Here is a 22,876-nt window from a genome sequence, read left to right as displayed (position 1 = left end):
GAGGAGCCACCCAAATGATGACGGAAGCACGACCGATTCAACAATCAAGAACCTTCTTGACTGATCTCGTCTTACCACCTGATACGAATCACCATCATACCATTTTCGGTGGGAAAGTCATGGCATATGTGGACAAGATCGCCTGCATCGCAGCCATGCGACATTGCCGTAAGCCCGTTGTCACTGCGTCCAGCGATTCCTTCGATTTTCTCGCGCCGATCAAGACGGGGGAAGCGATCAACCTGGAAGCGTATGTCACTTGGACCCATAAGACATCCATGGAAGTATTCGTGAGGGTGGAAGCAGAGAATTTGTTAACCGGGGAAAAACGTATGACAGCACGCGCCTATTTGACGATGATTGCTCTCGATGAACACGGAAAGCCGACGCTTGTACCAGGTGTCATTCCTGATACAGAAGAAGAATGCAGGCAGTATGAAAAAGCAAAGGAACGCCATGCATTGAGAAGGGAGCGGAAGGTAGAGATGTAGAAAGCGAACCCCGAATCATCGCTCCAATTATCCGAATCCAATCACACTGGTAGAAGGGCAAAGGGTTCGATTGGGAGAGCTGTATGATGGTCCGGAAAATTGGCACAATTGGCGGTATTGCCACACCTTGGATGAACAGCTGGAGGGCTGGGTACCTGAGCAAATCATTGAAAAAGATGGGGAGATTGGGATTTTGACCACAGCTTACACGGCAAAAGAGCTAAATGTGGACGCTGGTGATCGCGTAGTCTCTATGCATGAGTTGAATGGCTGGAGTTGGTGTGAATTAGAGAGCACTGGGGAATACGGCTGGATTCCAAATGATTGTCTCAGCACGGAACGATAAAGATGAGGGAAAGGGCACTTCCAACTATGGGGTCCCTTTTGTTTTACACCAAAATGAAGCGAAAACTACATTTTCTCATAAGTATTGAAGTGATTTCTTGCAAGAGATATACTATTCTCAAAATTAACGCAAATCCGAGTGATAAAGGAGCTCCTGGCATGGCACAACTCGTAAAAGAACGGATTCGGAAGCAGTATGGAAAGCTGACAGCAAGCCAAAAAATCATCTCCAAGATCGCTATTGAAAAGCCGAGCCTGCTTGCGATCCATACCGCCAAAAAAATCGCTGATTTGACGAATACCAGTGAAGCGACCGTCATTCGCTTTTGTTACGCATTGGGTTACTCCGGATACACAGAGCTTCAAGAAGAAATCAAAAAGTCACTGTTGATAGGAGACCAAAGGAGGGGGCCGATCGAGAAATATCGAGATACCGAGGTTGCGCTCGATAAGAGCAATTACGCACATCAAGTAATGGAGAGTGACATTGCGTATCTTCAACAAGCCTTGCAGCAAATTGACTACACCTTGCTGCAAGAGGCGGTCAAGAGCATCGTGGCTGCAAATCGAATCGTGGTGGTAGGTTTTCGTTGGTGCCATATTCCTGCCAAATGGTTGTTCCAGACGTTGAATGCAATTAAGGGAAACACACATCTGTATACGGGAGCAGTTGATAACGCGGACTACTTTCTCACCGAACGAGAGCAAGAGTGGCTGGTCATTGCGATATCATTTCCTCGTCATCCCAGCGAGACGGTCGCAATGGTTCACTCAGCAAAAGAGCTGGGGGCGAAGGTTTTGGCGATTACGGAAGGCGAGCTCTCACCCATCAGTCAAGTGGCCGATCATCTTCTGAAAATCACCACACCCCAACCTGCTGCCACTAGCGGAATGCCCACATTATTCTCCATGCTGAATGTTTTGATCAAAGGCGTCATGCTCCACGATGCGGAAAATGTACAGAAACGATTGCAGCACTATGATGAAATCAGCTCAAAGCTCTATTCTTTTGTCGGAGAGGAAGAGGAAGACTTCTCGATCTTTTGAGATGAGAAAGATGTGCAAAGGGAAAGGGGAAAATCCTGCCAATGACGAAGCCAATTTGGTTTACAGCAACTGGTGACAGCTTCATTACACGCAATTTGCCATACAGGGACCAGGCTTTTCACGAAGTATCCGGTTTGCTGCATCGTGCGGACGTACGCATTGCGAATCTGGAGACAACCGTACACGATAACGAAGGCTATCCGAGCGCGCAAAGCGGAGGCACGTGGGCGATGTCACCACCTTCTGTTTTGCAAGTCATGAAAGATTACGGCTTTAACATGATTGGGTGGGCGAATAACCATACGCTCGATTATTTGTATGGCGGTCTAGAAGCGACCGAGCGATATCTCAATGAATACGGCTTCGTCCATGCAGGTGCAGGCAAAAATCTCGCAGAAGCGGGAGCGCCGCGTTATCTCGAATGCGAAGGAGCAAGGGTAGCCTTGATTGCCGCGACGTCGACCTTTCATCCATGGTGGGCGGCCGGTGATCAGCGATCGGATAGTATCGGCAGACCAGGAATCAATCCGATGCGCTATGTAATGACACATCACGTCACGGAAGAAAAGCTGGCTGATTTGAGAGCCATTGCGGAATCTACGGACATTAACGCCTTCAACAAGCTTCTGATCGAGGAAGGCTTCATGAACGATCCGGGTAAGGATGTCTTTCTGTTTGGAAATGCACGGTTCATGGTAAGCGACGAAGAGGGAACAACTACCCAACCGCATCCGCGTGATTTGAACAGAATCGTCAAAACGATTGAGGAGGCCAAAAGGCGCGCTGATTACGTCATCATGAGTATCCACGCGCATGAGATGAAGGGTGAAGCAAAAGAGATTGCGGCTGATTTCTTGCCTGTATTTGCAAAAGCTTGCATCGATGCGGGTGCCCATGCAGTGGTAGGTCACGGGCCACATTTATTACGAGGTATTGAAATCTACAACAATCGGCCGATCTTTTACAGCTTGGGAGATTTCATTTTCCAGACCGAAGCGGTTACCAGTCAGCCCGCTGATTTCTATGAGCATTATGGCCTGAACCACACCCATACTGTGGCAGATGCCTTAGAAGCGATGAGTGCCAACTACACACGCGGTCTGTGTGTTCATCAAGAGGTGTGGGAGTCCGTCATTCCATTGTGGAAAATGCAGGACGGTGAACTGCTCGAATTGGAGCTGCATCCGATTGAATTAGGTTTTGATCTGCCTATTCATCGCATGGGATGGCCGAAATTGAGCGCGGATGCATCCATATTGGAAGGGCTAAAGACGTTAAGTGAACCATATGGCACGGTCATCGAAATTAAGGATGGGATTGGACGTGTGAGACTTGCAAAGTAACAGCCAAGCATGCGCTAACCGCGAAAAAGAGAGGGGGGAATGAGGTGCCTGCGACACTGGCTGGATTTGCAGAAGATATCGAACGCAGAAGACAGGACTGGCATGTGCCAGGCTGCGCGGTGGCGGTCATAGAAGAAGGGGAAGTCATTTTTTCCAGAGGCTTTGGCTCTTGCCGAGAAGGAGAGGCCACTCCCATTACGCCCAAGACGCTTTTTCCGATTGCATCAGCCACAAAACCATTTACCGCACACAGTCTCGCCATCCTCGTCGAGAAAGGCATTTTGAATTGGGATACTCCGCTTCAACAATATTGGCCCGAATTCAGGCTGTTTGACCCTGTCGCCTCCAATCGACTGACGGTACGTGATTTGCTTTGCCACCGATCAGGCTTATCTCGACATGATTTACTATGGTACCAATCACCTCTGTCCCGTTTGGAATTAATGGAGCGACTACGCTATTTGGAACCAAGCAAAGATTTTCGCTCCGCTTATCAATACCAGAATCTGATGTATGCAGCAGCAGGCTACTTAGTCGAACGGTTGACAGGCTTGCCCTGGGAGACCTTTGTCAGAGAAAAAATCCTGCTGCCGCTCGGGATGAACAACAGCTGCTTTTCCTTACGAGAAGCTGGGGAAAAAGGCATGCTTGCCCATCCGTACATGAGGAATGGCGAGCGAGTAACGGAGGTTCCTTTTCTGAACAACGAGGCGATTGGCCCAGCCGGATCGATGATCGCAACACTCGAAGATATGTGTAAATGGCTGCGATTCCAGCTACAGCCGGACAATTCTCTGACGAATGCAGGAGAATCAATCATGTCCGCTTATATGCAGGAGGAGCTGCGGGCACCTCAAATTGCTGTAGGGCCATATCCCGCGACTTACCCTGAGGTCATGCTCAGCAGCGCGGCTCTTGGCTGGTTCGTCCAAGCCTATCGCGGGGAGCGCATGGTCTATCATGCGGGCAACTTGCAAGGATTTTCCTCTCTAATCAGCTTTCTTCCTGATAAAAAATGCGGAGTAGTCGTATTGAGCCAGGTAGACAATTCGCGCTTGCCGATGATTGTGACCCATGAAGCTTACGATCGAGTACTTGGACTATTGCCGGTAGATTGGCATGGAAAATTGAGAAGCGAAGACGAAAAAGAAGCGAATGAACGACAGGCACGTTACCGCGAGCTCCAAGAGATGAAAACGTCGCTCGGACTGCATGAGACATCCATCCTGCCAGAAAAAACATCCAATCAAGGTTGTGTGGGAATGTATCGTCATGCAGGCTACGGGCAGATTTCCGTGACGGAAGTAGAGGGAATCATGCATGCGAACTATAACAGTCTTTCATTTTTACTGGAGCCAATCGGAGAAAATCGCTACTTGGCCACTTACGATGAGACATACATTCTCTGCATGCCGATGACGTTTCAGACGGACTCGTCAGGGGAGGTTGTCAGCTTGTCCGCACCGTTCGAGCCAGTAACTGGTGCAAAAGAAATCATGTTTTCCCGCATCTGATTCTATTTTGAGGACAAATGGAGTGATTCAAATGATGGCCAGAATCACAATGATAATGTTGTTTGTGCTTTACATGATCAATTATGCGGATAAAACGATTGCGGGATATTCTGCTGTGCCGATTATGGATGAATTTTCATTAACCCAGAAGGAATGGGGGCTTGTCGGAAGCAGCTTTTACTGGTTTTTCTCCATCGCCGGAATTGTAGGGGCGGCGTTATCAGATCGCATTGGGACCAAAAAAATGCTGGCGATCATGGCACTCTCCTGGACCGTCATTCAATTTGGCGCTTACGCCATTGCTGGTTTGCCGATGCTTGTCGTTGCGCGAGTATTGCTTGGAATAGGGGAAGGGCCATTTTGGGCAACGGTTGTCAGTCATTTGAACAAATGGTTTCCAGAAGAAAAGCGCGGACTTGTTTATTCGACGGTGAACTTCGGAGCCTTTGTTGGTGCTGTTGCCTCTGCACCAGTCATCGTCGCGCTAATTGATAGCAATGGATGGCGATTTGCCTGGGCATTTATGGGCGCTCTCAGTTTGGTATGGCTCTTGATCTGGCTGTGGATTGGAAAAGAAAAACCACATGTCAGCGTCACTCTTGCAAAAGTCGAAGCTCCTACCTTACCAAAAGCGAAATGGTCGGATATATCTGGGGTCTTGCTCTCTTCTACTTTTATTTTCTGCTTCCTGATTTATTTCGCGCAAATCTGGGGTACGACTTTCGCGGCAGTATGGGAGCCTGTCTATCTCGTCAAGGTCTTCCAGTTTACCAATCAGGAAATGGCCTACGCGATTGCAGGTACTGGACTTTTGGCTGGGCTCATGACTATTCTGATTTCCTCGATTGGTGATCGTTTCTTTAAAAAGCATCGCAGCTATCGGAAATCATACGTAATGGTAGGTGGCGTATCCATTATTTTGGGTGGGCTGTGCTTTTACGGTGTAACCGTCGTGCAATCTACTGTGCTTGTGTTGATTCTGCTGTGCTTAGGGAAAGGATTTGCTTTTTCTGTGGGAACAGCGGCTTCCGTCATTGTCAGTAGCTTGCTCCCTGAACGGACGGGTCTTTTGGTAGGCGTGTTGTCCAGCTTGGTCACGTTGGCAGGAATTATCTCGCCACTGGTTACGGGTTCCATCGTGCAGGCAGCCGGGGATATTGGCACTGGTTTTGGCCATGCGATGATCGTCAACGGACTGCTCTTTATCATTTGCGGCGTGCTTTTCCTGCTCTTTGTGAAGCGCAATGAGCAAGCCAGTCAATCCGCCCCGCCAATCTCTCATGTTTCCTAAAAGAAACACTTTATAGGCTTGGTTCTAAATGTTAAAATTTTCTGAAAAGGGGGTAGATGTGTGATGTATCATTTGAATGAAAGCCTCATGCAGAGTGCGCAACAGTACCCGGATCGCCCAGCTTACATCTTCTTGGGAGAAACGACGACGTATGCGGACTTCAATCAGCAGGTCGACCATCTCGCAGCCGGACTCGCCAAGCACGGAATTGGAAAAGGGGACGCCGTTGCCTTGCTGATGGATAATCGACCACATTTTGTTAGCGCTTACTACGCCATTCTCCGTATTGGAGCGGTTGTTGTTCCGATGAACCCCATTTATACATCACGCGAAATTAGCTACATACTGGCGAATAGCAAGGCAAAGGCAGCCATTGCCTTATCTGCATTGCAGCCGGTATTGACCCCGATGAAGGACCAATTGGAAGATTTGCAACTACTCATATACACAGAAGCAATTGAAAATGAGGTAACAGTCGATCACCTCGTACAGGAAGGACAAGAATCGGACGCAGGATACGAGGAGCCGGAGCGCAACGAGGATGACCTCGCAGTCATTCTGTACACGTCAGGAACGACTGGTCAACCAAAAGGAGCGATGCTTTCTCACCGCAATATGGCCTCCAATGCGGAAGCGATGGGGATGCTGTTCGAGCTGGTGCCAGAAGATCGGATGGTGGCAGTTCTGCCGATGTTTCACGTCTTCTGCATGACGGTTTGTATGAACGGACCGATTCGCACTGGAGCGACTATCATCATCGTGCCTAGATTCCACCCGGTAGAGGTCGTTCAAACGATTCGCGAGCAAAAGGCTACGTGCTTCGCAGGTGTGCCGACTATGTACAACTACTTGCTGCAATTGCCGACAGCGACAAAAGACGATTTCTCCTCCATCCGTATTTACTGCTCGGGAGGTGCATCGATGCCAGTCGAGCTCTTGCACAAGTTCGAAGCGAAGTACGACGCCAAGGTGCTTGAGGGCTACGGTCTGTCAGAGGCAGCTCCGGCTACTACATTCAACCCGCTGCACGGGACGAGAAAGCCTGGATCAGTCGGGGTAGACATTCCATTAGTGAAGAACAAGGTCGTTGATCCTGAAGGAACGGAAGTAGCGCGTGGAGAAGTGGGTGAGCTCGTCGTCCAAGGGCCGAACGTAATGATGGGCTACCTGGGCTTGCCAGATGATACGGCCGCAGCGCTCCGGGATGGTTGGCTGTATACAGGAGACATGGCTCGTATGGACGAGGAAGGGTATGTGTACATCGTCGACCGCAAAAAAGACATGATTCTCGTCGATGGCTATAATGTGTATCCACGTGAGGTAGAAGAAGTGCTGTACCAGCATCCTGCGATCATCGAGGCAGCTGTGATCGGGATTCCTGACGAAGTGCATGGCGAAGCAGTCAAGGCATTCGTCGCTTTGAAGGAAGTCGCTGTCTCCCAAGAGGATATTGTGGCATTTTGCCGTGACAAGCTGGCGAAATACAAAGTTCCTCGTCAGGTCGAATTCGTAGCCGAGCTTCCGAAAAATAGTACGGGGAAAATCTTGCGGCGTTCGCTGCGAACATAATAGTTGCACAAAAGGGGAAGGGCGCTCAATGGGCGCTCTTTTTTTGTGTCATGGACCAAATCGGTTCCCTACACTTACCTTTATGTAAGTAACTGAAGGAAAAGTGCATACTTACAAAATTGTAGTGAGAACTTTATACTCAACAAGAAATCACCCTTCAAGGAGGACAAAATGTTGAGAACTCTTGTGATCGTAACGCACCCAAGCTTGGAAACATCCGTTATTAACAAGCGATGGGTAGAAGAACTGAAAAAATATCCAGAAAAGTATACCGTTCACGAATTGCATAAGGTATACCCTGATGGAAACATTGATGTGGAAAAAGAACAGCAATTGATCGAATCACATGGTCATTTGGTTTTACAGTTCCCGGTTTACTGGTTTAATTGTCCGCCACTCCTGAAAAAATGGCTGGACGATGTTTTTGCTTATGGTTGGGCTTATGGTTCAAAGGGAGGCGATAAACTAAAAAATCGCAAAGCAGCTTTGGCTGTGTCTGCTGGAATCAAAGAGGAAGATTATCGTGAGGAAGGAAGATACCGGTATACACTTGAACAAATTTTAACACCTTTTGAAACGACCTTCCTGTACTGCCAAGCAGATTATCGTTCGTTCTTTGCTTATTACGGTGCAGAAAATGAACCTGGCAAAGAAGATGTACCGACTGCAAGTGCATTGGATAAAAGCGCACAAGACTATATGGATTTCATTGACAACCTGTAATCGTTCGAATGAAAAAAGAAGTATTTCCTTTGTTGAGGAGATACTTCTTTTTACTGTCCGTAATAATTGCTATGCACGCTGCTGTACATCCACCTGAGCGGGCAAACTGTTGTTTTCTCCCCACTCGCACATCATATTTAAGATAGGAAGGAGAGAAAGACCACGTTCTGATAATGAATATTCGACTTTTGGAGGTACTTGGGGATATTCCTTTCGGATGATCAGGCCATCTGCCTCCAGCTCTTTTAACATGATGCTTAGCGTTTTAAAGGAAATGGTGCCGATACTTCGCTTCAGCTCATTATGCCGCATCACGTTATTTTCAGCTAGCCAATACAAAATAATCATTTTATATTTTCCGCCAATTAAAGCCAACGTATATCCAAATCCAGTTTCTTTTAGTGCTACGCCAGTTGGAACACAGGATTCACGCACAAAGCACACTCTCCTTTGTGAAGTATAGTTTGTAAATGCACATATATTACCATACATCATTATGCCTTTTTTTGAAAGTGATGCAGCCTGACTCGATTGACAGAAGGAGCAGTCAATGTTATCATCCTAGCTAATTATGAATGAGGAGGCTCGTTATCTATGTTACATTCCAAGCGTATTCGATAAGCTGGCAATAAAAAAGCGGATTTTTTATCCACCACAAATTGTGGGCTTTTTTTGAGCTGCTTATTATTACGGATGGTGACATAGATTGCGATTGGGAAGGCTTCTTTTGTCGTACCTTCCTATCGCCGTGTTCTCTAACGTGATCATGCAGATCTAGGCCCGTAATGTGGACTGGGATCTGTATTTTTTATTGCCAGAAAATCAAGCGTAGCGTGTGCTGCTTCCCTTTATTCGAAACGTAGAAAAAACGAAAAGGACTGAAAACGATGCGAACGATGTATATGCATTGGTACTTCTTTATATAATCCGCTCTCCTAAAATCGCAGGCTAACCTGCGAACGATAACAACTGCGATTTATAAGGAGGGCACGATGATGAATGTATTGTTGAAGGCAAAAGATATTTATGTGGAATATATGGGACGTGAAGTCTTAGATATTAACGAATTGGAGATTTATGACTATGACCGCATTGGTCTGGTAGGAGCGAACGGGGCAGGAAAGAGTACGTTGTTAAAGGTACTGCTCGGTGAGATGCCTTTACCGTATGGGAAAGTAGTACGGGAAGGGAATTTTGCTTACATCCCACAGCTGGAGGATGCGGTAGAACAAGAGATAAAGGATTATGCGGTGATGGGCAAGCTGGGAGTGGACCGATTACAGGAGCATAGGAGCGGCGGAGAAGACACACGGCTAAAGATCGCACATGCTCTGTCAGGAGAGGTACATGGAATTTTTGCCGATGAACCGACGAGTCACCTGGATCGCGATGGCGTAGACTTGTTCATCAACCAGCTGAAGTATTTCAATGGAGCTATGTTAATCATCAGTCATGACCGCTATTTCCTGGATAAAGCCGTCGATAAGATTTGGGAGTTGAAAGAGGGGAAGATTACCGAGTATTGGGGCGGATACTCCGAATACGTGGCGCAAAAGGAAGAGGAACGGCAACGCCAAGCTGAACAATATAAGCAGTTTACAGCGGAACGAGACCGTCTTGAGAAAGCCATCGCCGAAAAAAAGGATCAGGCACGAAAGCTGGATCAGAAGGCGAAGGGCGCTTCCAGAAAAAACAGTTCCGAGAGCGGGGGACGTTTGAGCCATCAAAAAACGGTCGGCAGCAAGCAGAAAAAGCTCCACAATGCAGCCAAAAATATGGAGCAGAGAATCGAAGCGCTTGGAGAAGTGAAGCCTCCTGAAACGATTCGTACCATTCAGTTTCGCCAGAGCAAAGCATTGGAGCTCCATAATCCATACCCAATCGTGGGGAAGGATATAAGCAAGCAGTTTGGGGACAAAATCATATTCGAGCAGGCTTCCTTCCAGTTTCCGTTGGGGGCCAAGATAGGCCTCGTTGGCGGAAATGGAACAGGCAAAACAACGCTCATGAAAATGATCATGGATCGCGAAGAAGGCATCTGCTTGTCACCCAAAGCGGAAATCGGCTACCTTTCTCAGGATGGCTACAAGTTTGACCGCAATCAGGGTGTGATGGAGTTCATGCTCGAAAACTGCGATTACCAGGTTTCCGAAATTCGTGCTGTACTGGCCTCTATGGGCTTTTCTCATCAGGATGTACGCAAAGAGCTGTCTGCGCTCAGTGGTGGCGAGAGCATGAAATTACAGCTGGCTAAAATGCTGTTGGGGCGATTTAACATCTTGCTCATGGATGAACCAAGCAATTTTCTCGATCTTCCTACCGTCGAAGCGCTAGAAAACTTGATGAAAAGCTACGCGGGTACGATCATTTTCATCTCGCACGATGTCCGATTGTTGGAGAACGTAGCCGATATGGTCTATACCATCGACGATAAGAAAATCATTCGGAAGGTGTAACGCGTTTCGTTCATACAGCGATACTGCATGTCACGCAGTATCGCTGTATTTTTTTGCTGATGCCCTCTTTGCTTTTATACTTACAGTTGACTTTGCCCTTAGGGGAAGGGGTATAAGTAGATTATCGATGCGATCATGACCCATGGAGGTGAGCCTTTGCTAACGATTGGAGAATTCTCGAAGATATGCGGCGTGTCTACCAAAACATTACGCTATTATGCGGAAATCGGAGTAATGAATCCGGATGAGATTAATCCTGAAAATGGTTACCGGTATTATTCCCTCAGGCAATTAAAGAAGATGCTCTTCATCAACCGTTTGAAATCGTATCATTTTTCGCTGGATGAAATAAAAGCCGTTCTGGAATGGGAAGAAGATCAATTAGAAGAGAAGCTTGTTTCCGCCCTTCTTCGCAAGCAAAGGGAGATGAATGAAAAACGAAACGCTTTGGAGTATACCTTGCAACAACTGACCAATGATCTTGCCAATATGGAGCAGGGTATTCCCATGATGTCATATCTTGACAATATAGAAGTACAGCTTGTGGATACCCAGTCAATGCATATACTTTCAATTCGTCAGATGTTGAGTAGTGATGACTATGCTACAGGATATGGAATGTATTTTAGCAAGCTTTATGAAAGGATTGCCACTGAAAAACTTACTTTGCTCGGTACGCCGATGACGATTTATCACAGCCCTGAATTTAATCCTGCCGGAAACGATACCGAGTTCGCCCTTCCGATCGTGGAGGATGTAAAGGGTACAAGAGAGATGCCTGGGGGCATTTGCGCGAAGTCTGTAGGTAAGGGCCCCTATTCAGAATTGACAGCGGTATATGCCAGGCTGAGGGAATGGGTAGAAAATGAAGGCTATGAATTGGTGAGATCACCCTATGAAGTCTATGTAACCGCACCCGATCAAGCCAGTGTTCCTGAAGAGCTTGTAACGGAGGTGTATTTTCCAGTCAGAAAAAAATGAGGAGGGAATCATCATGCAAAGAAGCTATTGGCCCACTACAGAATGGCAAGCAGTAGACCCGGCCATCTTGAACATAGACGCTGAAAAACTAGCAGAGCTAGACCCTATCATAAAATCTACGTACAGCAACATAAACGGAATGGTTGTTGTGAGAAATGGTTATATCGCCCATGAAAGTTACTATCATGGCTATGGACCTGAAGATAGGCATCATATAGCTTCTGTAACGAAAAGTATCTTGTCTGCCCTTATTGGCATTGCTATAGATGCAGGGCTTATCAAAAACGTCGACCAAAAGGTGCTGGATTTTTTTCCAGACTATGCTCCCGATTCTATTGATACGCAAAAACGAGAAATTACGATACGCCATCTTCTCACGATGACAGCGCCTTATCCTTTTGAGGATTGGCACGAACCACTGGACGAGATGTGTATGCAGTCCGATTGGATAACATATACCCTGGATATGCTCGGGCAAAAGGGAAAGATTGGAGCGTTTAAATATTCGACTGCCGGGGCGCATCTGCTTTCAGCGATCCTCACACGCAGTACAGGAAAAAGTGCCAGAGAATTTGCCAACGAACGCTTGTTTACACCCATCGGAATGGAATCAATCCCAGATTATGAAATGAAGTCGTTTGCGTTTGAGGATTTATTCGGTAAAGATGTGAGAGGATGGGTAAAAGATCCAAACAACAACTCCACGGGAGGTTGGGGGCTCACGTTAACTCCCCGTGACATGGCGCGTTTTGGTTTACTCTATCTGAATCGTGGCTGTTGGGACAATCATCAGATCATTCCTGAGGCTTGGATAAATGAATCAACCATTATGAACCCCAATCAATACGGGTATCTATGGTGGTTACGTGAAGAAGACGGTGTTTTTTCATACGCTGCAATGGGCGATGGCGGTAATGTTATCTGCTGCATCCCGGAAAAAAACCTCGTCGTAGCCATCGCATCGAATTTCATGCTGAATCCTCGTGATCGGTGGACGCTGATCAAGGAGCATATTATCGGGGCGGTAATCTAAGGCACCAAGTAAGAATTGAAACAATGAACCGGGGAGTTGTAGCTCACCCGGTTTTACTGTTAAACGATCGTTTAACCACACTTTACTTGGAAGCGTAATTTTCGGCAGCAATGCAAATTCCTTTTTCGTTTCGTTATTCCTGGCGCAGATGGCACGCAAGCTGTAATTTCAGCAAGTCTTCCGGGTTTTTCAAATCGATATGAAGCAGCTCCTCGACTTTTCGCAAGCGTTGGTACAAGGTGTTGACGTGAATGTGAAGCTCCTTGGCCGCGAGCTGAGGGGATTGGCTGCATCTCATATAGGTAAGAATCGTCTGCTCCCACTCCAGATATTTATCAGGGTCTTCCCAAAAAGGGGCGAAAACATCGTGAATGAAGGCATTGATATCAGCCTGACTTTGATTTAGCATGAGGCGATTTACGCCCAAGTCTTTATAGTGGACGACTCCAGAACGGCTGCGGTTAGTCAAATAGTGAGCAGCTTTTTTGGCTTCTTCATAGCTTTTGCCGATCTGCTCGATACCGCTTGCGATACTTCCTACTCCAATCGATAACGATGCTTCCCTTCCGAGCTCCCATTCGTAGCTAGCTTGTTGCAACCGCTCGCGAATGTCCTTGCCATCTCGGGAACCAAAGGAGCGAATAAGGAGTGTGACATGGTTGTGAAAGCCGTAGACAAACACCTGCGATTTACTGAACTCCCATTTCCAACGGGTTACGAGACGGTGAATGCTTGCTTCGAGCAAAGCCAGGTCGTGGCATTGACTCAAGTGGGCGTAAATAACGTAGTACTTCCCCTGCGGCTGTAATCCCATCGAACGTGCGCGGTCGTACACTTCATTTCCTTTGCTAGTAATCAGCTCTTGAAAAAGATCGTGTGCTCGCTTGTACAGCACGGAGCTGATCGATTGCTTCTTCACCAAATCGAGTATGAGTACTGAACTCCCTTGTTCGACGGTCATACGTGCCAGATCAGAAAGCTCTCCTTCAGCTAGAGGAATAATGAGACACCCGAGAAAGATGCTCCCATTGACCAGCGGGTACAAGTAGAACAGCCGGCTATCACCTGTGGTAGGTGAAAATAGTTTGATAGAAACAGGGTGTCTTCTGCCAGCAAGCAATGAATGGAGTTCATCCCAGCTAAAAAATACAAGGCTTTCTTCTGGATGAAATTGCTGCTCAAGCCAATCGGCAAAGAAGATCGTATGGTCTGTCATCTTTCCGAGTGCTTTTACAATCGTCTCCGCTCCTTTATTTTGCAAAGACAGCTGTTTGATGGATTCATGAATATGGTTGCGTTGAATCAAAGCATCGTGCTTGGCTTGCAGTTGAGCGCTAATCGTAGCCATATTTTCATACGCATGCTTGGCTTTTGTATAGAGCTCAGCATTTTGCAGGGCGATGGATGTTTGGTCTGCAAAGCCTTGCAGTAGATCAAGGTCGTATGCGGTAAACACATTTTCTTGATGAAACTGATGGAGGACGAGCACGCCGATTCGCTTCTCTTCACGTGAAATCGGCACGCATAACAATCCATTCAGATCACGCAATGTTTTCGCATGGTTCAGAGAATGAAAGTTATCTGCGGAGAGATCCTTCATCGCGCGGTTTGTCTCTTGGCTGGTCTTGTACATGCGGGGGATTCCGTCCTCGAACACTTTACCAGCAATGGATTCTCCTACGCGCATCTTTACATCCTTGAACACGGTGTCATGAAAGCCGACGGTCGCTTTCGGGATCAGGCGATCGACGGTTGGGTCATACAAGTGCAGAAGTCCTGCGTCTGCTGCCGGGATAACGGACAGGGCGTTACCGATGATTTTCCGGATGATTTGATGGACGTCGAGGGTAGCAGATATGGAACGAATCCCTTCAAATAGCTTCTTGCTTTCCTCAGCTTTGGCTGAAATGACTTCTTCTGCCAGCAGCAGGCGAATCCCGATCCACAGCATGTCACATTGGTCTGGGGTAAGGGTAATCTGTCGCTCGTCTTTATGGGGAAGGAAAAGGAGGGCTTGTCCTTCGTCCTCGTAGAAAAAACGGTACATTTGTTGTGAGCCAATCGTTTCATAGCAGTAACGTGTCAGGGTGGTATAGTTGCTTGCGATAGGTAATGAAGTCTGAGGGGGGATGGTAGTAGCGTCTCCGTGAGAAGACGAGTAAAAAGGGCGAAAATGTCGATCACGCGAAAATTGGAACCAAATGGAAAAAGACTGATCGTCGAACCATTCATGTAGCTTTTCAAGCAGGAACGAAAAAGATTTCATCCACGTATCCTCCATGTAGAGAAATACACATTGTTATTTGGAAATATGTGTCTGTGTGTACATTGTATTCAATATTTAGAATATATACAATACTTCTATAAGATGCGGAAGGTGGGAGACGATTTGACAGCAACCTACAATAACTACATCGACGGAGCTTGGGTCACGAGCCATACTGGACAAGTTTTTCCTAGCACGAACCCTGCCAATACGAACGAGGTACTCGGCTATTTTCAAAAATCGGACGGGCTGGATGCGCGTACAGCCATTGAAGCTGCGGCCAAAGCTTTTGGTGAATGGTCACAAAAATCTGCTCCTGCGCGAGGAGAGTTCTTGTTTTTTCTCATTACTTTATTGGAAAAACACAAAGAAGAGCTCGCAGAAACGATAACCCGCGAAGTCGGAAAAACATTGCGGGAAGCGAGAGGCGAGGTCGTCAAGACGATCACTTCCATGAAGCAGCTCACCGGAGAAGCTACTCGCTTGACAGGCCAAACGGTGCCTTCCTTTGATGAACGGGTGATTGGTTACACGGTACGTGAGCCAATGGGGGTTTTTGCGATTATCGCCCCATGGAATTTCCCACTGGGGATTGGTTTGTGGAAGATCGTTCCTGCTATCCTTGCTGGAAATACGGTTGTATTTAAGCCAGCGAGCAACACATCCTTGATTAGCGTAAAGCTGGTGGAGCTCCTGATTGAAAGCGGAGTGCCTAAAGGCGTAGTGAATTTAGTCACGGGGCCTGGTGCGGTAATCGGTGATGAATTGGCGAATCATCCGTTGATCAAGGGCATTTCCTTTACTGGCTCTTCTGAAGTGGGACTTGCCTTAGGTAAGGCAGTTGGAGCGAGAGGCGGCAAGATTCAGGCTGAGATGGGCGGGAAAAACCCAGCGATTATTCTCGCAGACGCAGATATCGATTTGGCCATTGATTCCATTGTGTTAAGTGGATTCTTCGATAACGGCCAACGCTGTACGGGTACGAGCCGTGTATTGGTCGTCCCGGAGGTAGCCGAACAAGTAAAAGCAAAGCTGATTGAGCGAGCGAAGAGCTTGAAAATTGGGAATGGCTTCGATCCAGACAATCATAACGGTCCAGTCGTGGACGAGCATCAGCTCAATCTGTATCTCCATTATGTACAAAAAGGGATCGAAGAAGGTGGCGTTTTGGAATGTGGGGGTAAGCGCCTCATGGAAGGTGATTTTGCGCAGGGCTATTTCGTTGCTCCGACAGTGTTTACCGGAATTACGCAGGAGATGACGATTGCCAATGAAGAAATTTTTGCCCCTGTGATTGCTGTTATCGATGTTGATTCATTCGAGCATGCATTGGAAGTAGCCAATCAGGTGGAATTCGGCTTGTCTTCTACGATTTTTACGAACGATTTGCAAAAGGCCTTCCAATTTGTCAAAGGCATTCAGTCAGGCGTGACGCATGTTAATATGCCATCGACTCATTTTGAATCACAGTTTCCATTCGGTGGCAAAAAGATATCCGGATTGGGTCCGAGAGAACAAGGGGAGTCAGCACTCGATTTCTACGTCGAGACGAAGACGGTTTATATTCGGCCATAAGCCTTGAGAAAGTAGGAGGAGCGAGGATGGAAGCGATTGGTGTAATCGGCATAGGCGCAATGGGTAAAGGAATGGTTTGCAATCTGTTGCAAAAAGGCTACCATGTGTATGCCTATGATCCAAGTCCGGCAGCAAAAGCATGGGCAAAGGAAAAAGGAGCGACGGTCGTCGAGTCTCCACAGGCAGTTGGTAGCGTAGCACGTGTCGTTTTCACCTCGCTTCCAGGTCCTGCTATTGTCGAGGAAGTCATGCTGGGGGCGGAAGGGCTTTTCTTATCATTAGAAGCCGGCAGCTTTGTATTTGATACGAGTACGATCGACCCAGCCACCGCAAAGCGTCTCAATCAACAAGGGCTAGAAAAGGGGATCTACTACTACGATTGCCCAGTGAGTGGAGGGCCAGCTGGTTCGGCGGCCGGAACGTTGACCATCATGGTTGGCGGCGATGAAGCAAAGCTGCCTGTTATCATGGACTACCTTAGAGCGATCGGAAAAGAAATCTTTTATCTGGGTGAATCTGGTTCGGCTCAAGTCGCAAAGCTATGCCACAATTCTGTTGTAGCCGTTATCACGACGGCATTGGGAGAGGCGTTTAGTGTCGGGGCAAAAGCTGGCGTAGATCCTCACAAGCTGGCAGCCGTCATGGATAAAGGCTCTGCTCATAATCGTGTCCTCTCCGTATTTGGACCAAACATCTTGTACGGTACTTATGAAAATACGATCTTTTCACTCGACCATATGCACAAAGATTTGCAGCTTTATGCGCAGACCGCACGAGAACAGCAGGTGCCTGTTCTCGTTGGCGGCACCGTTGCTCAGATGTATGAAGCAGCGAAAGCACAGGGCAAGGGAAGCTGGGATTCAAGTGCGGTTTGTACTGTGACGGAGGAGCTAGCTCATACAACGATTGCGCGTTAAGTAAGTTAATTCTGAATGAAAAAGTAGATGACAGCGGATTTTCGCTTGTAGTCTACTTTTTTATTTTCGCAGGCCAAATAGACTGGTTACCGGAGCAAATGTCGTGCTCACTAGGCAACCACGCCTGTCAATGGCACTGGATCAAGTTGGTTGCGAATTTACTCAGCTGTTTTGCTCATCTGCTCATAAGATCGCTCAATCACATCCATAGCCTCGAAGTGCTTCACGACATTGTTGCCCAGCGTCGCGATGACGAACAACAGGGTGATACCAAGCATTGCCTTCTTTACTTGCACATGGCTCAGCTGCATGACGAACCGGGCTGCGAGCAGGAAGAAGGCGAACAAGTAATGTCCGGCGTACAGGTACAAGTCGTATTTGAATGTGGCCAGACCGAACCCTACCACAATATGCAGGACGAAGCCAAATCCAATATAGGCTGCCAACGACCACGCTTCCTGCGTTCGAATCCCCTTGATGAAACCAAGTACTGCCAGCGTAATAAGCGAAAAGCCGATGACATGCACATACCATGGATACGGCACGGCCAGGTTGGAAGCGAATGCGACCATCCCTGGATTTGGATCGGTGAACGTAATGTCCGGCGTTAGCACAGGGCTGATCACGAGCATATACAGGGCTTTCCAGTGTTCGCCAAACGAGAACGGAGCAGTGTAGATGAAGCCTCCGGCATGAAGTGATTTGAACCAGGTCGACAACCAGGATTGCCCGAATATTACGTGCTGGAGCAACGTGAAAGCAACGACCAATCCGAGAAAACCAAGTCCAATCCGCACAAGCCTCATAAATATACGCTTGCTTTCCTTGCTAAATAAATGGAAGGCCAACGCGCTCATGAACGTGATAATGTTCGTCGAGGTGATGGCGAAGTTGACGAAGGCTAGCGAAGCGTTTGGCCACACGGACAATTTTCCTTCCGCCCGGCTGTATTGGATGTACAGTATCGACCATAAAATGACGAATTGCGCGTACGGATACGAATCGGGAATCATCGCCGTGAAAATTTGATAAGAGGTCGTACCGAAAAATACCGCAAAGAGCAAAGGCGTAAAGACCCTCTCATGTCCTTTGCGCAGGTAATAGTAAACCATGACAACGCCAAGCGCGTTCATAATCGATTGAACCGTCGCGAAGAAGAAGTTATCCGTAAAAAATTTCGAAAAATAAGCCAAAGGAATGGAGAGGAATTGAATAAACGGATGGATCACTGTTGGGTTGTTATCGCTATAGTACAGCGTCGGGTCAAAATTAAACAGATTAAGTGTAAACGGCGTTAAGAAAGGGCTGACTGGGGCAAGTACGGCCGAATTTTGATTCATGTAAGTGAGAAAAGGCGCATTCATCGCCAAATAAAAGACGAAAAAGCAGGCAAACAAAATGAACGCTCTGACATTATCTTTTCGATCTTGAAACAGATAGCTGAAAAAACTCATACCAATCCACCATTCAACATATTTTTCTCGCAGGACACCTGCATTTAAAGTTTTGTACATTATACACCAATTATGCAGTAGCGCAGGAAAAAATAGACAGCGTCTGTTGACAGTCACAAAGGGTGGGTCTAGCATTAAGCATCATGTCCGTAGGAAGAGAAAGGAGAGAACGACTTGCAAGAACTAACCTCCGCAGAACTGACACAATACCTGCAAAAAAAGGAGTCGGTCGCTCTTTTTGTCTATACACCGATGTGCGGGACCTGCAAGCTCGCGGCGCGCATGCTCAGCATCACACATGAGGCTTTGCCTTCCGTGCCTTTGTATCAACTTAATATCAATACGGCTGCTACCTTAGCTGAACATTGGCAGATCACGAGTGTTCCCGCCTTGCTTGTTTTCCACGGTGAGGAAGTGGTGGAACGCCATTATGCCATCCAGTCTGTTGGATTCGTATACGAAGTTCTGAAACCTCTTGCCTAGACATACACCTATTTCCTTCGCCATGAATATGACAAAGAGAGAAGAAATGCGAAGGAGGGGGCGTATGCAAATCCACGTGGTGGAAGAAGGACAAACCTTAGCAAGCATCGCCGAGACGTATGGAACCACACCAGCGGCGATAACTGAGGCAAATGAACTGCCTGATCCTAAAAAGCTGGTAACTGGACAGGCGATGGTGATTCCGATTGTAGGGAGCTACTATTGGGTCAAGCAAGGAGATACGTTGTACACTATCGGTCAGCGTTATCAGATCAGTGCGGCAGAGCTTGCACGAATCAATAGGATTCCGCAATACAGACCGCTTCAAGTCGGGCAACGCCTTTACATCCCGCCCCGTCCTCGGCGTGCAGCCGATTTCAATGCCTATGTGGAACCGAGACGCACCGTCACACCAGCTATGGAAGCCGATGTTCGCACGGCTGCACCGCATCTGACATATTTGGCTCCGTTCAGCTTTCGTATCAGACGGGATGGCACCCTCGTGCGACCAACAATGAACAATTTTCCGCAAATCGCAAAAGAAAACCAGGTTCTACTTATGATGGTCATTACGAATCTGGAAAGAGAGCAGTTCAGCACCGAATTGGGCGAGCTTATCCTCAACAATCAAGAGCTTCAGAATACCTTGTTGAACAATATTCTTCAGACAGCACGAGAGCTGGGAATGGGAGATATTCATTTTGACTTGGAAGCATTACCCACAACCGGTGCAGAAGCGTATGCCAACTTCTTGCGAAAAGCGAGAGACCGTATCCATGCAGCAGGGCTGATGATGTCTGTTGCGCTGGCACCTAAGACAAGTGCTGAGCAGGCAGGCAAATGGTATACCGCCCATGATTACAAGGCGATCGGTGCCATTGCCGATTTTGTCGTGATCATGACCTATGAATGGGGGTATAGTGGCGGTCCTCCCATGGCGGTTTCCCCGATCGGCCCGGTGCGGCGTGTCTTGCAGTACGCCGTTACCGAGATGCCAGCCGAGAAAATTTTGATGGGTCAAAATCTGTACGGATACGACTGGACATTACCGTATGAGCGAGGGACGACGGCGAGGGCTTTGAGTCCCCAGGCGGCCATTGCTCTGGCTGCGCAGCATAATGCCGTCATCCGGTATGACTATCGCGCGCAGGCTCCGTTTTTTACGTATACGGATGATCAAGGCAAGCAGCATCAGGTGTGGTTTGAGGATGCCCGGTCGATCCAAGCGAAGTTCAATCTGGTTAAACAACTTAATTTGCGGGGCGTTAGCTACTGGAAGCTCGGTTTGCCATTTCCGCAAAACTGGCTTCTGATCGAGGAGAGCTTTCGCGTCCGTAAGCGTGCATAGGCATCAGGCGTACATTCCATCGAGGGTTGTACGCCTTTTTTTTCAACGAAAAATCATGGTATGATGAAGAATGACAGTATGGAAAAGGGGAGAAATCATGGGAGAATGCAAATTGGATCACAGCCATGAGGACGTAGTAAAAAAGCTGGCGGAACAAGCTCCACATTTGTCGGAGCTGCGCGTGAAGCAATTCCAAAGCCAGTTGAATGGCGAACTCAGCCAAGAGCGTCTTAACGAGCTGTTTCATTTGTTGAAAAAGTACGATCTGGCAAGCCCGGAAGAGCGCCTGGAGCGTGAAAAACAGATGGATCGTCTGTTCGGTTAAGCCCATTACATAAGCGTGTACCTTTTAACCCAAGTGGGAGAATACGGCTGGAATCATGGTTCCATGCAGCGAGGAGTAACGATGGACGACAGACTCTATTATCAGGATGCTTATACGAGATCATTTTCGGCTGAAGTGACCAAAACTGGCGTTGAACAGGATGGGACACCTTTCGTCGTGCTTAGTCAAACGGCTTTTTATCCTACAGGAGGGGGACAGCCTTCCGATCTGGGCGTATTGGGAGATATGTGTGTAGTAGATGTAGAAGAAGTAGAAGGCGAGATTCGTCATCGCTTGGAATCGCCCTTGTCCGAAAACATAGCGGAAGTGACAGGTCACATCGACTGGGAGCGTCGCTTCGATCACATGCAGCAACATGCTGGTCAGCATATCTTATCCGCGTCCTTTCTGGAAGTCGTGCAGGCCGAGACCGTTGCGTTTCACTTGGGCAAGGAGCGCGTCACTATTGACGTACGATTGGATGAACTGACAGCTGATGTATGGGAACAGGTAGAGAATCGAGCTAATCAGATCGTCTTGGAAAATCATCCAATCATTGCGCGGTTCGTCGATGATGAGGAATTGGCTGCGTTGCCATTGAAAAAGCAGCCGACCGTTACCGAAAATATACGCGTCGTGATGATACCTGAGTTTGACTACAACCCATGCGGAGGTACGCATCCAGCACGTACGGGCGAAGTCGGCATAATCAAAATCTTGGGCTGGGAGCGCCATCGCGGGAACATTCGTCTGGAATTTATTTGCGGCTGGCGAGCATTGCGGGACTACAATCAGAAGCAAGCCGTTGTTCGTGAAGCGGCTAAGCTACTCGCAACCAATGAAGGCGAGCTGATTGCACAGACGGAACGACTCCTTGCAGAGCGAGATACCTTGAAGGCAAAATTGGCAGAAGTAGATAAGCTACTGTTGGAAGTGGAAGTCAACCAACAATTGTCCGAAGCGAGCCAAATGGGCAATTCACGCCTCATTATGCGTACCTTTACAGACAAAACCATTCAACAGCTTCAGCAGTTCGCGCAGCTAGCTACAGCTCTCGCACCAGATGCCATTTGCCTGCTCGCAGCTACCGGAGAGAAAATGCAGGTAGTGTTTGCTCGTGGACAAGAAGTAAACGTAGCCATTAATCAGGTGTTGAAAGAAACCTTGCCGATTATAGAAGGAAAAGGTGGCGGAAATCCTGCCATGGCACAAGGTGGCGGGCAGCCATTGGTAGAGGCAGAGGAAGTATTGCTGCATGCTCGCAAGCTGCTGGAAGCATCACTCACTTAAGGAGGAAAACGTGATGAACTGGAATCCGGGAGATATCGTTCGCGTTGCGCAGAGAACTGGAGAATATATTGCAGAAGTATTGGAAATTCACGATTCGAAGCTGCTGGTAAAAGTATTGGCAGTAACCAAATTCCCAACACAAGGCGACTTGCATTCTTCCTACGAAGTAGATGTACCGCTGTTTCACCAGCGTCCAGCACTCTCTTACATGGAAAAATTCATGACACCCGTCCAAGGAGTTATTCGCTATAATGGCGCGATTCCAGACTACAAGGAATCTATGCGTCAGGCGATGGAGAAAGAGATGCAGAAGCTTGCGAAAATGTCAGCTTGGGCACAGCGTTGTCTCAATGAATTGGAAAAGATGCACAAGGAAGCCTTTACAAACACGAAATAGAGTGGTACTGTAGTACACGAATGTACGA

At 47.7% G+C, this 22,876-nt stretch carries 21 protein-coding genes and 1 pseudogene; 19 read left to right on the top strand and 3 right to left on the bottom strand.

The window, feature by feature from the left end; all coding sequences use genetic code 11:
* The first annotated feature begins 14 nt into the window (after positions 1-14).
* From AB1L17_RS15180 to AB1L17_RS15140, 9 genes and pseudogenes are all read left to right on the top strand, one after another.
* Positions 15-491: an acyl-CoA thioesterase gene (locus AB1L17_RS15180; RefSeq protein WP_412845589.1), complete on the top strand. Its 477-nt coding sequence runs from the start codon at positions 15-17 to the stop codon at positions 489-491.
* Positions 492-516: 25 nt separating this feature from the next.
* A pseudogene (locus AB1L17_RS15175) lies at positions 517-654 on the top strand (SH3 domain-containing protein); the annotation flags it as partial.
* A 30-nt stretch (positions 655-684) separates the two neighbouring features.
* A complete protein-coding gene (locus AB1L17_RS15170; RefSeq protein ID WP_412845706.1) occupies positions 685-837 on the top strand; it encodes an SH3 domain-containing protein in 153 nt (50 codons plus the stop codon).
* Positions 838-995: 158 nt separating this feature from the next.
* Positions 996-1,883, top strand: coding sequence for a MurR/RpiR family transcriptional regulator (locus AB1L17_RS15165; protein WP_412845590.1), 888 nt, complete (start codon positions 996-998; stop codon positions 1,881-1,883).
* 41 nt (positions 1,884-1,924) lie between these two features.
* Positions 1,925-3,226: a CapA family protein gene (locus AB1L17_RS15160; protein ID WP_412845591.1), complete on the top strand. Its 1,302-nt coding sequence runs from the start codon at positions 1,925-1,927 to the stop codon at positions 3,224-3,226.
* Between the two features lie 44 nt (positions 3,227-3,270).
* Positions 3,271-4,740 (top strand): serine hydrolase, encoded by a 1,470-nt coding sequence (locus AB1L17_RS15155; RefSeq protein ID WP_412845592.1) that lies wholly within the window; start codon positions 3,271-3,273, stop codon positions 4,738-4,740.
* Between the two features lie 31 nt (positions 4,741-4,771).
* Positions 4,772-6,031 carry an MFS transporter gene (locus tag AB1L17_RS15150; RefSeq protein ID WP_412845593.1) on the top strand — a complete coding sequence of 420 codons (1,260 nt, stop codon included), beginning with the start codon at positions 4,772-4,774 and terminating at the stop codon, positions 6,029-6,031.
* Positions 6,032-6,094: 63 nt separating this feature from the next.
* Positions 6,095-7,600 carry a fatty acid--CoA ligase family protein gene (locus AB1L17_RS15145; RefSeq protein ID WP_412845707.1) on the top strand — a complete coding sequence of 502 codons (1,506 nt, stop codon included), beginning with the start codon at positions 6,095-6,097 and terminating at the stop codon, positions 7,598-7,600.
* Positions 7,601-7,774: 174 nt separating this feature from the next.
* On the top strand, positions 7,775-8,323 hold the full coding sequence (locus AB1L17_RS15140; RefSeq protein ID WP_412845708.1) for an NAD(P)H-dependent oxidoreductase: 549 nt from the start codon (positions 7,775-7,777) through the stop codon (positions 8,321-8,323).
* Positions 8,324-8,392: 69 nt separating this feature from the next.
* On the opposite strand, the gene AB1L17_RS15135 is transcribed toward AB1L17_RS15140, so the two are convergent.
* Positions 8,393-8,758, bottom strand: a complete 366-nt coding sequence (locus AB1L17_RS15135; protein ID WP_412845594.1) for a winged helix-turn-helix transcriptional regulator — start codon at positions 8,756-8,758, stop codon at positions 8,393-8,395.
* Between the two features lie 560 nt (positions 8,759-9,318).
* Between AB1L17_RS15135 and AB1L17_RS15130 the strand changes: the two genes are divergently transcribed.
* The 3 genes from AB1L17_RS15130 (at position 9,319) to AB1L17_RS15120 (ending at position 12,793) form a co-directional block, all read left to right on the top strand.
* Positions 9,319-10,779, top strand: coding sequence for an Msr family ABC-F type ribosomal protection protein (locus AB1L17_RS15130; protein ID WP_412845709.1), 1,461 nt, complete (start codon positions 9,319-9,321; stop codon positions 10,777-10,779).
* A gap of 156 nt (positions 10,780-10,935) precedes the next feature.
* A complete protein-coding gene (locus AB1L17_RS15125; RefSeq protein WP_412845595.1) occupies positions 10,936-11,760 on the top strand; it encodes a MerR family transcriptional regulator in 825 nt (274 codons plus the stop codon).
* A gap of 13 nt (positions 11,761-11,773) precedes the next feature.
* A complete protein-coding gene (locus tag AB1L17_RS15120) occupies positions 11,774-12,793 on the top strand; it encodes a serine hydrolase domain-containing protein (RefSeq protein WP_412845596.1) in 1,020 nt (339 codons plus the stop codon).
* A 133-nt stretch (positions 12,794-12,926) separates the two neighbouring features.
* On the opposite strand, the gene AB1L17_RS15115 is transcribed toward AB1L17_RS15120, so the two are convergent.
* The gene (locus AB1L17_RS15115) at positions 12,927-15,059 is read right to left on the bottom strand and encodes a helix-turn-helix domain-containing protein (protein WP_412845597.1); all 2,133 of its coding nucleotides are present in this window, start codon (positions 15,057-15,059) and stop codon (positions 12,927-12,929) included.
* Positions 15,060-15,161: 102 nt separating this feature from the next.
* Here AB1L17_RS15115 and AB1L17_RS15110 point away from each other — a divergent pair, with 102 nt between their 5' ends.
* A complete protein-coding gene (locus AB1L17_RS15110) occupies positions 15,162-16,634 on the top strand; it encodes an aldehyde dehydrogenase family protein (RefSeq protein WP_412845598.1) in 1,473 nt (490 codons plus the stop codon).
* Positions 16,635-16,660: 26 nt separating this feature from the next.
* Complete coding sequence (locus AB1L17_RS15105) at positions 16,661-17,551, top strand: NAD(P)-dependent oxidoreductase (RefSeq protein WP_412845599.1); 891 nt, start codon at positions 16,661-16,663, stop codon at positions 17,549-17,551.
* Positions 17,552-17,709: 158 nt separating this feature from the next.
* On the opposite strand, the gene AB1L17_RS15100 is transcribed toward AB1L17_RS15105, so the two are convergent.
* On the bottom strand, positions 17,710-19,005 hold the full coding sequence (locus AB1L17_RS15100; protein WP_412845600.1) for a DUF6080 domain-containing protein: 1,296 nt from the start codon (positions 19,003-19,005) through the stop codon (positions 17,710-17,712).
* A gap of 174 nt (positions 19,006-19,179) precedes the next feature.
* Between AB1L17_RS15100 and AB1L17_RS15095 the strand changes: the two genes are divergently transcribed.
* From AB1L17_RS15095 to kapB, 5 genes are all read left to right on the top strand, one after another.
* On the top strand, positions 19,180-19,488 hold the full coding sequence (locus tag AB1L17_RS15095; protein WP_412845601.1) for a thioredoxin family protein: 309 nt from the start codon (positions 19,180-19,182) through the stop codon (positions 19,486-19,488).
* 64 nt (positions 19,489-19,552) lie between these two features.
* Positions 19,553-20,836 carry a glycoside hydrolase family 18 protein gene (locus tag AB1L17_RS15090; protein ID WP_412845602.1) on the top strand — a complete coding sequence of 428 codons (1,284 nt, stop codon included), beginning with the start codon at positions 19,553-19,555 and terminating at the stop codon, positions 20,834-20,836.
* Positions 20,837-20,933: 97 nt separating this feature from the next.
* Positions 20,934-21,161, top strand: coding sequence for a hypothetical protein (locus AB1L17_RS15085; RefSeq protein ID WP_412845603.1), 228 nt, complete (start codon positions 20,934-20,936; stop codon positions 21,159-21,161).
* An 81-nt stretch (positions 21,162-21,242) separates the two neighbouring features.
* Positions 21,243-22,451: an alanyl-tRNA editing protein gene (locus tag AB1L17_RS15080; protein WP_412845604.1), complete on the top strand. Its 1,209-nt coding sequence runs from the start codon at positions 21,243-21,245 to the stop codon at positions 22,449-22,451.
* Between the two features lie 13 nt (positions 22,452-22,464).
* Positions 22,465-22,848, top strand: coding sequence for a kinase-associated lipoprotein KapB (kapB, locus tag AB1L17_RS15075; RefSeq protein WP_412845605.1), 384 nt, complete (start codon positions 22,465-22,467; stop codon positions 22,846-22,848).
* Positions 22,849-22,876: the final 28 nt, after the last annotated feature.

The sequence above is a fragment of the Brevibacillus jepli genome (assembly GCF_047229145.1).
Taxonomy (GTDB): domain Bacteria; phylum Bacillota; class Bacilli; order Brevibacillales; family Brevibacillaceae; genus Brevibacillus.
The sequence above is the reverse complement of the archived record's forward strand: the minus strand, read 5'-3'. Positions and strand labels throughout refer to the sequence as shown.